The organism is Endobacterium cereale (genome assembly GCF_009617585.1).
GTDB lineage: Bacteria > Pseudomonadota > Alphaproteobacteria > Rhizobiales > Rhizobiaceae > Neorhizobium > Neorhizobium cereale.
Window position 1 is genome coordinate 111795 of sequence record NZ_WIXI01000039.1, and the last position, 14919, is coordinate 126713.

Here is a 14919-nt window from a genome sequence, read left to right on the forward strand (position 1 = left end):
ACGATAGACATATACGGAAAATCATAAGCACGCGGCATGGTGCTATCGTGCTATATCCCGATTTATTTGGTGTTCATATGCCCGACCAGATCGAGAAAATAAGCGAAAAATGCTCAGTTATACTTATGCCGATAGGCCCCAATAGCTCACCTCACAACATAACAGACACAATCGAAAGTATTTATTCATTTTCGACAAAAGACACGGTTCTCGTTCTCGTCGATGAAACCCGCAGCGGCTTGAAAAAAGCGCAACTGTCCAACCAGATGGCAATTACCATCTGCCGCGCCGAGCCCGCCACCGGATATTCGGTCAGAGGACGTCTCTACACGAACCTGTCAAAAGCCATTAAAACCGTCGTCAAGAACTACAAGTTCGATGTTCTCCTGAGGATGGATGACGATGCGCTGATGATCGGCGAAGGCGCACAAAACGACGCCGCAAAGGCTTTCTCTCTTGATCCGTCGATTGGTGCCTTGGGAAGTTTTCGACATACATGCCTGGGACATCCTCGGGATTTTCGGCCGGCGGCGCGGCGTCTGGCATTTGAAAGTTCATGGCTAGGCATGGTTAAATCACCACGCCTGGCCAGGCGTTTGCGTCAGATACGCGAGATTGCGCTGACGAACGGCTATGAGCCCGGAGAGCACAGTCTTGGCGCGGCATGCTTCTACAGTCACACGGCGCTGGTGGCCATGCTGGATGGCGGGCTTCTGGGCTGCGAGGATCTGGCCACGACATCGCTATGTGATGACCAATTGTTCGGCTTGCTGGTTGTTGCCGCAGGATTTCGTTCGGCCGATTTTGCCGGAGATGGCGAACCTCTGGGCCTGACATGGCGGGGCCTGCCAGCCAGCCCGTCGAAACTGGTTCAAATGAACAAGAAGATCGTCCACTCCGTCAAAAGCCACAATGGTCGCGACGAGGCAAATTTAAGGGCAGACTTCGCCCGCCTGCGCCAGGCCAAGATGCTGATCACTGCAGCACACATCACCACCGCCCGCCAGAGCGAGCCATGACGTATCAACCTTTACATTCACCCAAAAGCCGCCCCTCGCAACCAGCCAGCCCCAATCGCCGCGTCATCATGCTGGCTGGGGTCTCGTTCCTTCTGTCAGCGACTTTAGCCGCAGCAATGTATCGTCGGGGCAATCCGCGTTCTGCGCACGTGGACGTTAACTTCGATCCGAACTGCATTCGGCTCAGCTGGGCGCCACCACTCCCTGCCAGCCTATAGTTGAAACAGGCAGAAAGAGAGAAGCCGCCTATTCAGGTCAGGCCCGCCCTGCCGCTTTACGGCGCCGAGACCAGATAAGCTTTCGAGCCAGAAGCAACGGTTCGAGGAGGTAACGCCCGGCATACCGCCGTGGATCATAGGCTAGCCTATAAAGCCATTCGAGCCCCAGCCTGCCCCAAAGCCTGGGCGGCCTTTTTTGTCCACCGGTGAAATATTCGAAAAATGCACCGGAACAGATGGCGACACCGTAGTTCAGCCGGCCGGAATACAAGTGAAGAAACTCCTCCTGGCGCGGCATCCCCATTCCAACGATCAAAAGGTCCGGCTTGAAGGCGTCAACGGCACTGAGCGTCTCGGAGAGTTTTGAACCTGCCGACGTGTCCCACATGTCGAAGAACCCGTCCCATCCCATGAGTTGCAACGCCGGATATTCGTTACGGAAATGCACGAGCCCTTTCTGGCAGATTTCGGGAGTGGATCCGATATATCCGACAGTCCAGCCTTCACTTTCACAAAGCGCCAATGCGTCCAATGCCCAATCCAGGTATGTCAGGCGGTTGTCGGCTGAGGCGCCAATTCCTCGTGCCTTCAACAACCATACGATCGGCATCCCGTCGATATGTACGAAAGTGCTTTTTGCGTTGATAAGCGACGCCATGCCGGCCGAATTTTCAAGACAATGGAGCGCATGCAGATTTAGGTTGGCGATGATCGTTTTGGATCGCGTCGACAGACGATATCTCAGGAACTCGAGCAGGCTTGCTTTGTTGAAGAGATCGACCGGCCATGAAAACAAATGGTGCCGCAGAGGCATGGGCGGTTGGCATTCGATTTCCATCATGCACCCCTTGGGAAAGGTATCGAATTGACCAAAAATCTAATAAAACAAAATTTCTGAAGTGCAGCACCAGGCAGGCCCCAGGAAAAGCATCAACGAGATAAATCCGGAGCGAATTCCTGCATTGGTTGCTTCCGTTCTGTTCCTTACCCCCAACTTTCGAAGAATATGGTGGATATGAATTCGAACTGTATTTTCAGAAATTGCCATCTTATTGGCGATGACCTTGTTTTGCATACCGGTCATCAGCAACCGCAGGACTTGTTTTTCCCTTTCCGTAAGAGAAAACTCTTTCAAGCCGCCATTAGTGTATCCTTCAAGTCGAAGCGAGGCCGCAGAAGCGTGTATGGAGCATCCGAAGCTACCATCATGCACGCCACTTCGGACCAAGGACGGCAAGGTTTGATCACGCTGGGTCCACGGCATGATCTCGCCGCCCGCATTCACCACACACAGAATTGCAGCGCAGGTGTCTGGATTTGCAGTCACTGGGATGAAGCCGTGAGGTTTGCCATAACGTGCCTTGAGAAGCACGGCGCTGCTGTAAGCCTCCCGCTCCTCGCTGTCGAACACGGCAACAAAACGCGCCTCCGGAAACTCTATCTGCAAGTGGTTTATGACTGAGTCGGCATTTTCTATCGACGTCAGATCAAGTATTATCAGCAAGTACCTTGAGGCTAGATCGTTGTTTCGAGGAAGATAATCCGAATCCACTTTGATCATGTCCTCGTAGCCGTCAAACAACTCCATCAAAATTTCTGTCTTTTTTGCATCCGCGTGCAAACCACGTCCAACCAGCAATGACGGCATGGAGCTTTCAGCTGTCGAATTTAACAACATATTCCCTCCATATTCAATCAGCCCTCGTTAAGTGCGACCTAGCAATGGAATGGCGTATATTTAGCTTTAAAAAACATAATATTCACGCATGATAAATTCGGATGACCATAAGTTGAAATTATAATACAGCATTTCACTACAAATGATATAACCAATTCAAAAATCACCGATAAGTAAATTATATAGTCTTTTTGTATTATACATCAGCAAAAAAAGTAAATTTATAATTATACATATTATTTCTGAAAATACCGATAAAAAATATTGTCTATTGCGAAACCAGCGCCGGAATGATCTTCAAAACATCGCCGGCCTTGACGCCATCATTCTCCGTCACTGATATTTCGACGACTTCATCGCCAGCAGTACGCACTATCGTGTAGGACGGCTGCTGCTGCATCTCAGAAGCCCATTCTCGATATGCCGCGGGAGCGGACACCAACGCCTCATTGACAAGCGACTTTGCGGTCCTGAGCTTTGCCTTTGCCTGAGCAAGCTCGACCTCGGCATCATGCAGTTCCTGCGCATCGTCGCGCTCGCGACTGTCGACAAGATTGCGTAACGACTGCTCGCTTTGTGTCACGCCTTGTTCCGCACGCAAGACCAAGCTCAGAAGCTCCTCTTCCTCCCCACGAATGTCAGCCAACAGGCGCTCCCGCTCCAACGCAACGGAGGACGCGGTGGCCCCCGACGTGGCAAGCTTGTAATCGACGTTGAGGCGAGCCTGCGTGGTGCCAACTTCGACACCCTTCAACTTCACCCGCTCTCGCAACGAAACAACTTCTGCTCTGTACACTTTGGCAAGCTTGTTGAGCGCATCGACTTGTCCTGAAAGCAGCTTTCGCTTGGCGTTGAAGATCATTTTCTCCTGTTGAATGAAGCTGCTCACCAAGACGCTGTTTTCCTCAGCGGCCTGCGGGATTTCCGGGTCGAACTCCAAAAGGTCGTTGCGCTCCGCATGAAGCCTCTGGATGCGCAGACGCAATTGTGCAGCGCTGATCTGCAGCGTCTGCACCAGGCCTTCCGCATTCGTGGCATCACGCCCCAACCGCAGAACATCTCCACCCGAGGGGCGATACAACCCTCCTGCGGCACCCAGAGCCTTGAGCACGGTCATCCCGGGCTCGTAAGCGTAGCGCCCCGGTCGATCGACGTTTCCGACAACATAATAAGGGCGATACTCGATGATCTGGACTGTCACCCGGGGCCTTTCCCGCAGATTTTCCGCTCGCGCCAAAGCAGCACCGATCAGCGCGCCGGCCTCACCCGTCGAACGTCCTTCCACGTTGACATCCCCGATCAATGGAGCACCGATCTCACCAGAGGGACCGACGGCGAAGGTTCCGCTCAACCCCGGGTACTCGTAGACACTGATGCTGATCCTGTCCTGCGCGCCAAGTCGGTAATCCTCTGCAGATACCGGACCGGAGCTTGCGGACCCAAGCACCGTGGCTAGAAGCAACTTGCTGACAATGTGCATGACCGTCTCCTTTGGGTGGGATTCAAAACTCATGTGTGGTTAGGGAGCATTCTGGTATCCGGGACTGCGGTATCCCAGACCAACTGAGGCAGCAGGCGCGAAATCGCCATGCGGCGGCTTGCCGATACGTATCCGGGCGGGCTGTCCCTTGAGATCTCGCACTCTCTGGGTAAGGTTTGGCCACCAGACGTAAGTGCCTTGCGTATCCGCAGCAATTTCCATGCCTCGGCGAGGGGAGAAAAAGGTTCTTGGGTCAAGTCCCTGCGGGACGTCACAGTAAACCTCACTGAAATAAAGGAGATGGTTCGTGTTCGAAACCTCGGACATGTTCTTGAAAAGGTAGATGAGGCGTGCGCTTAGCCGCAATCCGTTCGCGGTATTGAGTGTGAAATTACAGCGGCGGATATCGATTTCGCCACTGATCGCCACCGTCGGCCTGAGGTACAGGCCTTGGTAGTCGGTATCGGCGGTCAGGCAGTCGATCTTCAGATCGTGCAGCGAATAGTCCAGCTGGAAAACGTCGGCATGGATCTTGTCAAAACTTCCGCGGACATTCTCGACGCGGCAATTCTGGATGTAGACATCCGGAAAAAGACTGTAAGGGGCGGCAGCTTGACGATATGTGCCGCCGGCGGAAAAAGCATCCCCCGACCGAACCATGATGATGTGGCGTCCCTCGATGAAGATCGAATGCGAGACGTCTCTATAACGTTCGGCGGCTCCGCCATCCCAATCCCATATCTGTTTGCCTCCGACATGATGCACATGCCGGCCGCCGACGCATTGAAACGTTCCGCTGCGCACCTGTTCGCTGGGCAGGAATATGGCATCCGCGAGCGGATCGAGTTCCTGCCTGAAAAAACCGGTCGGCAGTTGGAAACGCGTTCTGGTCATTGCTTGAGACCGCCATTTTCCAGGGCAGAGGGGCGAAACCTTGCCTTGAGGCCCAGTAATCCGTTGACGAGCGCGCGATAACCGGGACCGGCAAGCAGGATTTGCCCGAGGATTCGCGGCGCGAGAGCGGGTCGATAGCAGCCGGCAACGACAGCGACACTGAAATAACCGAGGGCTTTCAGTTTCTCTCCGCGCAGAGCAAGCGCCCGTCCCACGTGCCAACCGCGATATCCGGTTCTTGCCCGTCTGGTGGCGAGTGGCTGGATGAATTCCAACCATTTCGTCAGATGTTCGGGACGCGGTATTGCGGATATCCTAGCTCCGGACGATGCATCATTCCATATCGCGCCTGGCTGCTCGAGCATGATCAGCGGCACACCACTTGCTGCCACGCGGACAGCGAAATCGGTATCCTGCGCGCATTGCAGCCAGTCGAGATACCGCACCGTTCGGGCGGTCTGCGTGGCGATGACCACCGTGCTAGTCTGAACGAACCCGGTATCAGTCATGACGTAATCGCTGATATTTTCGCCCTTTCGTGGCGCACGCGGCGGCTTGAGAAAGGTTCTCCCGTTACCTCGATCGACGATAACCCGCGCATAAACCAAGGCGGCCGGTGTTTGAAGCAAGGCCTGGATGCTGCGCTCAAGATGGCCCGCAAGAAACACATCGTCGGAATCCAGCATCGCCACATAGGCACCGTTTGCGCTGTCGATACCGCGATTGCGGGCGACATTGGCACCGGATTTCAGCTGTCGAATGCAGATTATGCGTGGATCGGACAAGGCTGCCAAAATCTCCGGTCCGTTGTCAGTCGATCCGTCATCGACGACGATGATTTCAAAATCCTGCATCGATTGCATCAGGACGGAGTTGACCGCATCGGCAATCTTGTCCGCTCGATTGTGAAGCGGAATTATCACCGAAACCATGGGCGTATTGCGGGGATCACTCATGCGGCAGGGCCTCCCGTTGGGATTAAATGTCGAAAAAATTCATTTAGGTGCGCCTGCAATCCCGCCGACGTGCATCGTCGATATGTGATCCACGCCACGGAAGAGGAACTGACCGTCAGCGCAAGCCATATCGATATCATCGCGTATTCCGACGTCGGCGCCTTACCCATCGCTTCAATGCCAGCAATCATCCCGAGCGCCAGTGCGCCGCAAACGGCGCCGGGGAGAATGCGTTCGAGTATTCGTCGCAAGGGAATGACGGAATTTCTGCTGAACAGGACAAGCATTGCAGCCAATCCGCACGACTGAGAAACGACATAGGCGCCAGCGATCACCGGCAGCCCGTGGGGCGCCGCCCAATAGACCGCGCCAATCACAACGACCATCTGGACAACCTGGACGATTGCGCGTGAACGAACATGTCCCGCCGCTCTGGCGGCGCTGAGAAGGATACGGTCGACACCGCGGATAAAAAGAGTGATCGAGGCGATCTGCAGAGGAAGCACGAGAGCAGCCCAAGCAGGCCCGAAAGCCAGCTCGATTGCAAAGGGTGCGATGCCCGCGGTGATTGCCGAGACGGGTATCGTCACCAGACTGACGATCTCTATGGTCAGCAGCGTGGTTTGCGTTGCCCGATCCACAGACGCCCGGTGACGGGACAACGTCGGCATCACAAGCTTGTCGATCGGCTGGACGAGGCATGTCAGTTGAAGCAGGATTATCTGATAAAAACGCGTCCACAAACCGGCCGCGACGGCCCCAAGCACAGCGCCCACCAGAGGTCTCTGGGCGTATACGGTGATGATATTCGCCGCTTCAGCAACCGTCAGAGAAAAGCTTGACGAGACGATCCGACGCAATTCGGCAATGTTCGTTCTCCACCCCAGGAAATCACGGCAAGCGAACAATAATCCCACGACCTGAACCAATGCGCCGAACGTCTGACCGGCAACAAGGGCCCACACGCCAAACCCATGATAGGCCAGCGTAACCGCGAGGAGCAGATTGCCCGATGTGGCGGCTGCGAGGTCACAGATGGCGATTGCCTTGAAAGCGAAAAGCCGCCTTCCGAAGGCTTCAAGCGTATTCAGCAGCACCTGCACGGGAATATAAAAGGCAAGTGCCACCAGCACATCCGACAGTTCGCCGCCGATCCGGTCATGCATGGCAAAGATCAAGAACAGATAAGCTGACGTTACCGTGACGCTGGCAACAAAACCGGCCAGCAGCGCCGCAACCAGTGATTTCGGCCCAACGTCCTCAAGGCAGATAAGGTTCGTGGGGATTCCCATCTGGGCTAATGTCGACAGGACTATCACCGCCGACATGGCAACACCATAATGGCCGAACACCACCGGAGGCAGCAGCCACGAAAGAACGACCAAGGCCATTAGCCGCGACGTTATCTGCGAAAAGGCCTGAAACAGTGTCCACGAAAGAGATTGATGCGAGGAGCGTGGGGGCGACGTGGCGTGATGACCTGTCATCGCCTCAAGACCCGAACAGGGCTTCGGCCCTGTCCCCAATCATCTGGCCGGCGTTGGAGAATGCGGCCTGCACGACCTTCTGCCGCAACATAAGACCCGGGACATCCGGCAGCGCCTCATCGTTGGGATTGCGCCAATGATCGCCCAGACCAAGATCACCGAGCAGACCAACAATCTTGACGTTGCTCTCGGGAAACAGAAGTCCAAGCGGAACGGCACCGCATGCACTGGCCAGCAGCAGGGCATGCAGCCTGTTGCTAACGATCAGGTCGGCGCGGCAGTAGATGTTCGCCAGCCTGTCGATATTCTGCTCTTCGCTCATCACAGAACTGATCCTGCCGGCATAACGGTCCTTGAGATAGCGGGCGAACGCGCCGTCGATGCCGACCTGCGCCACGAAATGAAGCGACACCGCCTGGCTGGCCGACACGGCGCCGATTACCTGATCTAGTTTCCTGACCAGCGTCGCCCTGTCCGCCCAACCGAGATTGTCATCACGCAAAGACACCACGACGTTGAAATGATCATCAGTCTTCGGGGAGCGCTCGGTCGGATCAAGGGCAAGCGCGAAGTCTGGAAAATAACCGCAATTCAGAAAGCCGTGCGCTCTTGCCAAGTCCAGTGATTGTGAATCGCGGATTCCGATATGGACGTAGAAGCGGGACATAAATGCTTCAAAGCGAAGTCGCCCCCTCGACATCCGCCCAAGCGATACCCCCAGGCGGACAATCCTGACACCGGCAAGGGTCAGCATCAGCGTCAAAGCTCCGCGCAACATCACATCACGGTCGAAGATGCCGCCTGGATCACCCGGAGTGAGTGCAAGGTATGGCCTCTCGGTTCGGCTGAAGCGGGCCTGTGTGCCGGCCAGAAAGGCGCCCATCCAAAGAGCAGGACGGCTTTCGTAATGCAATTCCTCAGGCTCAAGGCAGAGTTGCCTCATGAAGGCCTCCGGCGCACCAGATTGGGCAACGCGAACGCTGCCCCACCGCCGCAGAACCTTCAGCAATTCACGATTGATGAGGGCATCGCCGGCATTTTCGTATTGGGTATTGGCAGAGAAAAAGAAAATGGCGCGAGGCAACGCCTTGTTCGCGATCAACCCCGCCTCCTCCAACAAAACGGGGGAGACGAGGCTGGCACATTCAAACGGGGATGACCGATAGATCTTCATTTCAACACGATGTCCTCTGCAGCGGTGCGTGATCATGCAAAATGGCTTAGGCCGCCTGAACATTTTCCGGTTGCTTGAGGATGTTGTCGAAGTAGAGGACCGTCTTTTCGATGCCTTCGCGCAGAGCAGTCTTTGGCTCCCAGCCAAGGGTCTGTCTGGCGAAGGAAATGTCCGGGCAGCGTTGGCGGGGATCGTCCTCCGGCAACGGCAGATTGATGACGGTCGATTTGCTTCCCGTCACGTCTATGACCAGTTCGGCAAGCTCGCGTATGGTGAATTCGACCGGATTGCCGATATTCATCGGTCCCGTGACGGAAGCACCGCTTTCGAACAGACGGAAAATTCCCTCGATCAGATCGTCGACATAGCAGAAGGACCGCGTCTGTCTTCCAGTGCCGTAAATCGTGATGTTTTCGCCGCGCAGAGCCTGCGTGATGAAATTCGAAACGACACGACCGTCATCCGGTCGCATATGCGGGCCGTAGGTATTGAATATGCGCACGACCTTGACCGCAAGTCCGTGCTGACGCTGATACTCGAAGGTCAACGCCTCAGCGACACGTTTGCCCTCGTCGTAGCACGCCCGCGGCCCGATCGGATTGACCATGCCACGATACGTTTCCACCTGGGGATGGACCTCAGGATCGCCATATATTTCCGATGTGGATGCCTGAAAGAAGCTGGCCTGACTGGACTTTGCAAGCCCCAGCAGATTAAGCGTGCCTTGGAAATTGACCTTCAGGGTGCCGATACCGTTTGCCTGGTAATCGGGCGGTGAAGCCGGGCAGGCAAAATTCATCACGGCATCGCACTTGCCGATATAGGCCTCCCGGATGTCGTGAACGATGAAATGAAACGCTTCATGATCCATCGAATGGCTCAGATTGCGCACACGCCCGGTGTGAAAATTGTCGAGACCTGTCACTTGATAACCGCCAAGCAGCAGACGATGCGCGAGGTGTGACCCGAGAAAACCGGCCGCGCCGGCCAGAACAACGTGCTTCGCCATCATGCAACCTCCATCTCAACCGGAACATGGATGATGTGCTGCCCATGCGTCTTGCCTAGTCCGAAATAGGCACCCGTGAAACTTTCTACGCTCTGCTTCGACACCACGTTTCGTAAATCGATTACGGTTCTCCCGCGGCTGTTTTCCATCAATCTGTTGAGATCGAGACCGTGAAATTCTGGCCACTCCGTCAGAATGACCACCGCATCGGCATCTTTCGCCGCTTCGAAAACATTGGCTTCAAGCCGAATATCCGGCATCAGCAACTGGGCGTTCTCGCCAGCTATCGGATCATAGCCCACCACCTGCGCCCCAAGCCGAACGAGGCCAGGAACGATGACCAGCGCAGGAGAGTCCCGCATGTCGTCGGTATTGGCCTTGAATGCCAAGCCAAGCACCGCGATACGTTTACCCTCCAGCCGCCCCCCGATAGCCTTGCGGATCTTGCTGACCATCATCAGCTTGTGCCGATGGTTGGCCGCAATTACGGCCTCGACGATTGTGAGCGGGGAGTTGTATTCGATCGCCGTTTTGACAAGCGCCTGCGTATCCTTGGGAAAGCACGAGCCACCATAGCCGGGTCCGGGCGTCAGAAAATCCCGCCCGATCCGGGCATCGGCGCCGACACCGGCAACGACTTCGTCGATATCAGCTCCCGCCTCTTCGGCAAGCCTTGCGACCTCATTGATGAACGAGATTTTGGTGGCGAGAAAAGCATTGGCAACGTATTTCACCAGTTCCGCCGTCTGCACCGAAGAGACCAGGTGTACGGCGGCGCCCGCCTCCGCGATGGGCCGGTAAATGTCTTCAAGTGTCCGACGAGCCTGTGGGCTGGAGGAACCGATGACGATCCGGTCAGGGTTCATGAAGTCTTTGATGGCGGCGCCTTCACGCAAAAATTCCGGGTTAGAGGAAATCGCAAATCCGGAACTGGGGATATATCGGCCGACGATCTGCTCGATCTCACTATTCGTGCCGACAGGAACCGTAGATTTTGTCACGAACAGGATTTGCTCAGGCCGGGATTGCCGCTGTATCGCCGCATGCCGGGCAATATCACCCACCGCCGCAAACACGTAATCGAGGTTGGCGCCGCCATCGAGGGCGGATGCCGGCGTTCCGACGCAGATGAAAAATATGCTGACATCGGCGTCGATTGCATCCTGTATCTGCGTTGTGAAGATCAAGCGGCCAGCATCCTGATTGCGAGCAACCAAAGCCTCGAGGCCCGGCTCGTAGATCGGCATCTGCCCGGCCCGGAGTTTGGCTATTTTATCCTCATGAATATCCATGCATGTGACGTGGTGCCCTATTTCCGCGAAGCACGCCCCCGATACGAGGCCGACGTAGCCAGTGCCAATGACACAGATTTTCATGCCAGCTCTCCAGTTTGTTGGTTCAGATCGCATTTAAAAGGCGTTGGTACCCTTGATGACGCAGGGGATGGTTGCGCAGAGAATGCCGAGATCGAGCGCGAGAGACTGGTTCTTCACGTAGGACCGGTCGGCCTCGATCCGTCGCTCCATGTCCCCCAGACTGGAAGTTTCACCTCTGTTTCCCATGATCTGTGCAAGCCCCGTTATGCCGGGCTTGACCCGGAAACGGTCGCGGTAGTCGTGAATCTGTGCTGCAAAATCATCGTCCAGCTTGAGCGGATGAGGGCGTGGTCCGACCAGCGACATGGAGCCCAGAAGAACGTTGAAAAGCTGCGGTAATTCATCGAGACTGGTGGCTCGCAATATCTTACCAAGAGGCGTTACCCGTGGATCATCGCGGGCGCATTGAGTAAATATGCTCGGTTCTCGTGCGACGTACATTGTACGGTATTTGAAGCAGTTGAACGGGACGCCGCCCAAACCATAGCGAGCCTGAACAAACAGCGCCGGACCGGGTGTCGTTTGCTTGACGGCGATATAAAGCAGAATCAGCAGTGGCAGTAACGCCGCGACTGCAATCGCCGAAATAGTCAGATCTATCACACGCTTTACAGAAAATTCCGTGCGCTCGAATGGAGGATCGATCGTAGCAGAAGACATGTTAGCCTCGATTGCCAATTCGAATTTCAGTGGGCGCTGAATTTTCGAAAAATTAACCTTTCGTCAATTTTTCAGTTTCGAATGCATCGGTCAACGGACTAGATGTCATCAATTCTATCTATCGATTCTTTATCGCGACAGAATATAATATATTACTATAAGTATATATATTTAATACACGCAAAGACCAATTGAACGAATTTCACACGTATTAATTGTTAGGTATTTAAAATTATAATACACCACAGTCAGACTTGCTCGACGGGCCAGCACCATATGCGGGGTAACGCCAGGATATGACTGCCATCGGCACCGCCGAATATCCCGAATTCATGTGAAGGTAGTGATGTTCAACTACCACGCTGTCCTTGCCGCGCTGATCTGTGATCGCCCTTTCATGAATGAGCAACTGGAGTTTCTGTGACCTTGCCCCCAAGTTTTATCCTGTTTCTTGTTCGCTCCAGCGGTTTTTTAGGTGCTCCCCGAATTTCGGCCAGCGGGAGCTGGAATTTTCGGGAGTTAAAGCTCATGTCGGCGGGGATGCCGATGAGCTGTTCATAAGCGAAATCAGTAACTTGTTGCCGATCGAGCTGTGTGGCCGGAACTCATATAGTCTCTATGACGATCCCTCCAACATAAACAGAAACTCTTCGCCATCGTGCTGATAGCTTTCTGCACTCGATGATGAACAGCACCGATTCCAGCACAGTGTCCACTCGGAACAACTGCTGTATCTCAACACCCTAGATCTTTTCGTCGAGGGGGCGACGCTCTTCCGGCCTGACACCAATTTATGGACTCGATCTAGCCGCCTCACGGTCGCAGAATATCCGTCGTCAAGCCTGCCGCATGAAAGGGCGGCTTCAAGCGGAAAGCTCATCATGATGTCGGCAGCAGTAAACTCATCTCCGGCAAACCAGTTTCTCGACAAAAGCTCTGTCTCGATAAAATTCAGGTGCACATCCAGCATCGGACGCACCTACTTTGCGACGAACTTCCCGAGCATCTGGACGCTCTGTCAATATTCCATGCCGAAACGCAACTTTCGACGCCCCGAGCACCGGCAAACAAGACGGGCATCACCGATGCCTCGCCGTAATGCAGGAATGGCCGATACCAGCGTTATACCTCACCGGATCCATTTTGTCCCAGTCGCGTACAGCCTCCCATGAGCCGTCCTGGCAACATGGTGGGCTATGGCCGCGACTGTATCATAAGGGCCATCTAGATTTTGCTTGCCCCCTGCATCGTCATAGTCGTAACGACGCTATCGGTCAGCTTGCTGGGCGACTGGCTTTGCGATCGGCTGGATCCGACCCTTTCATAGAACAGGTGCCATCAGCGATTGGAACCAATCCTTCGATCAAAGCTGGTCTGGCGAGACGCAAACACATCCCGCCAGATCTTAACCAAGCCATCGGCAAGGTCGGGATCGTCAGGCGTAGAAGTCCGGGGCTTTCTTGAAGGTCGCCCAGGCATCAGGATCGTGACCGGTCACGACCGTCGCATCGTTCTTTTCGGCATAGGTGCGGAGTTTCTGCACCGATCGGACGGTATCCACCGTCGAGGCGAGGAATCCGGGCAATGCCTTTTCTTCCCAATGATCGACCGTATAGGCGGCATCGATGGTTAGGAGCAGCGGCTTGCTGTTTGGAAGACGCACAAGGAAAGACTGGTGGCCGGGGGCATGTCCGGGCGTGAAGATCGTTGTCAGCGTACCGTCGCCATAAACGTCGTAATAGTCGTCCTGGGTGCCATTCAGGAACTGCCATTTGAGACCGGGCTTGTCGAAATCCTTGCGGATATAACCGCCGCCGGCAAACCAGTCGGGCGTGAAGGCATATTCATATTCTGAACGCTGCACGATGTGGGTCGCATTCGGACGGCATCTCGCGCCGAGCCGCTGTTCGCCCAACCTACTTTCGCCTTGAAGGGAGCTGAACTTCCGGCCCGCTATTTGTTCGCGTCGATGCCAGAATCCTTTCCCCTTTTTTGGTTTTTCGAGCTTAGTTCTCAACGGTCCTTATTTATGGCTCCGGACGTCTTTGCCCGACCTCCCCCTTGTAATCCAGTATTTCAGCACGACTTAGATGGCAGTGACGGCTCGTCTTCAGGGCGCTGTCATCAAGGGTGCAAAACCTTGCCCCAACAAAGGAGGACGTGATGTCTTCCAATCTAGCAGCATCGCATGTCGAACCCGCCGGCTTCAAGTTGGTCAGGGAAGTGTTAATGTCAGCCGGCCTCCGGGGATCCGCGTCGGACGCGAGTTCCGACATGAAACGTGACGCCTCGCTCTTCCTCTCACCTGAGTTCCGCGGCGGTGTGAGGACCAAATCGGCTCTCCTGAATTCTCTCGCCAACCGCAAACAGTCGTCGACACGAGCAAGCCTTGATCCCCAACCCGAGGGTAGCGCTGTTGATCGGTGGCAAGATGAGGGTGGGCGCTGATGGGCATCTCCTTCCCAAACGAAGCTCGTAGTTTTGACGACAGAAATCGCTGTGTCCGTTCACCGGATACGACGGGATGTTCGAGATCAAATTCTATCTGGCGACTGAAGTCTTGGCCTGCGAGAAGTCGCACCGAGATGCCACCGAGGCAGATTATTTGACGGCGTTCGATGAGTTGCGCCCAAGAATTCTGAAAGCTGCGACCTCTGCTTATTCCAAAGTGCGATCCAGCGCCATCACGCTGGATCTCGCGCATTTTCGTTGAGCATACCGTGATCCTGAAAGAGTACGATCGTGCATCATCAAGCCAAATCAGCTCCAACGCTTCAACCAGGAACAGCGAAAACTGTGCTTGTGAGCGAATTTGCGAAAAGGTTTCGCCTCGGTCAGGTGGAGGAGAACCGGTTGCGGAAGCTCCTCGGCCCCATCGCCAAGGAAATAGACCTCCTGAGAAATGCCGGCAGATAAAGGGATCGGCCCCCCACAGAGCGTTCAACATTCTCCCGACAGGAACGGTGCC

At 54.9% G+C, this 14919-nt stretch carries 13 protein-coding genes and 2 pseudogenes; 3 read left to right on the forward strand and 12 right to left on the reverse strand.

The genetic code is table 11. The features are described 5' to 3' along the window. The first annotated feature begins 77 nt into the window (after positions 1-77). Complete coding sequence (locus GAO09_RS08715) at positions 78-1019, forward strand: hypothetical protein (RefSeq protein WP_153353636.1); 942 nt, start codon at positions 78-80, stop codon at positions 1017-1019. 255 nt (positions 1020-1274) lie between these two features. Here GAO09_RS08715 and GAO09_RS08720 read toward each other — a convergent pair whose 3' ends face one another. From GAO09_RS08720 to GAO09_RS30490, 11 genes are all read right to left on the reverse strand, one after another. Next, complete coding sequence (locus tag GAO09_RS08720; protein ID WP_153353637.1) at positions 1275-2078, reverse strand: WecB/TagA/CpsF family glycosyltransferase; 804 nt, start codon at positions 2076-2078, stop codon at positions 1275-1277. A 36-nt stretch (positions 2079-2114) separates the two neighbouring features. Then, positions 2115-2885 carry a helix-turn-helix domain-containing protein gene (locus GAO09_RS08725; RefSeq protein ID WP_209018656.1) on the reverse strand — a complete coding sequence of 257 codons (771 nt, stop codon included), beginning with the start codon at positions 2883-2885 and terminating at the stop codon, positions 2115-2117. A gap of 298 nt (positions 2886-3183) precedes the next feature. Next, complete coding sequence (locus GAO09_RS08730) at positions 3184-4395, reverse strand: polysaccharide biosynthesis/export family protein (RefSeq protein ID WP_209018657.1); 1212 nt, start codon at positions 4393-4395, stop codon at positions 3184-3186. A 39-nt stretch (positions 4396-4434) separates the two neighbouring features. After that, a complete protein-coding gene (locus tag GAO09_RS08735; RefSeq protein ID WP_153353640.1) occupies positions 4435-5289 on the reverse strand; it encodes a hypothetical protein in 855 nt (284 codons plus the stop codon). Then, entirely contained in the window at positions 5286-6245 is a 960-nt protein-coding gene (locus tag GAO09_RS08740) for a glycosyltransferase family 2 protein (protein WP_153353641.1), read from the reverse strand. The genes GAO09_RS08735 and GAO09_RS08740 overlap by 4 nt, the downstream gene beginning before the upstream one ends. Next, positions 6242-7732: an oligosaccharide flippase family protein gene (locus GAO09_RS08745; protein WP_153353642.1), complete on the reverse strand. Its 1491-nt coding sequence runs from the start codon at positions 7730-7732 to the stop codon at positions 6242-6244. The genes GAO09_RS08740 and GAO09_RS08745 overlap by 4 nt, the downstream gene beginning before the upstream one ends. A gap of 4 nt (positions 7733-7736) precedes the next feature. Next, on the reverse strand, positions 7737-8906 hold the full coding sequence (locus tag GAO09_RS08750) for a polysaccharide pyruvyl transferase family protein (protein WP_209018659.1): 1170 nt from the start codon (positions 8904-8906) through the stop codon (positions 7737-7739). A gap of 46 nt (positions 8907-8952) precedes the next feature. Beyond that, positions 8953-9918 (reverse strand): UDP-glucuronic acid decarboxylase family protein, encoded by a 966-nt coding sequence (locus GAO09_RS08755; protein WP_209018660.1) that lies wholly within the window; start codon positions 9916-9918, stop codon positions 8953-8955. Further along, entirely contained in the window at positions 9915-11291 is a 1377-nt protein-coding gene (locus GAO09_RS08760) for a UDP-glucose dehydrogenase family protein (RefSeq protein ID WP_153353645.1), read from the reverse strand. Before GAO09_RS08760 ends, GAO09_RS08755 begins: the two co-directional genes overlap by 4 nt. A 33-nt stretch (positions 11292-11324) precedes the next feature. Next, entirely contained in the window at positions 11325-11951 is a 627-nt protein-coding gene (locus GAO09_RS08765; protein WP_153353646.1) for a sugar transferase, read from the reverse strand. A gap of 616 nt (positions 11952-12567) precedes the next feature. Beyond that, positions 12568-12921, reverse strand: a complete 354-nt coding sequence (locus tag GAO09_RS30490; protein ID WP_235937999.1) for a hypothetical protein — start codon at positions 12919-12921, stop codon at positions 12568-12570. 186 nt (positions 12922-13107) lie between these two features. On the opposite strand from GAO09_RS30490, the pseudogene GAO09_RS29970 reads away from it, so the two are divergent. Continuing rightward, positions 13108-13278: pseudogene (locus tag GAO09_RS29970) on the forward strand (ABC transporter permease); the annotation flags it as partial. A 108-nt stretch (positions 13279-13386) separates the two neighbouring features. Here GAO09_RS29970 and GAO09_RS08775 read toward each other — a convergent pair. Then, positions 13387-13848 (reverse strand): annotated as a pseudogene (locus tag GAO09_RS08775) (MBL fold metallo-hydrolase); the annotation flags it as partial. Between the two features lie 627 nt (positions 13849-14475). On the opposite strand from GAO09_RS08775, the gene GAO09_RS08780 reads away from it, so the two are divergent. Then, on the forward strand, positions 14476-14664 hold the full coding sequence (locus tag GAO09_RS08780; RefSeq protein ID WP_235938000.1) for a DUF1488 family protein: 189 nt from the start codon (positions 14476-14478) through the stop codon (positions 14662-14664). Positions 14665-14919: the final 255 nt, after the last annotated feature.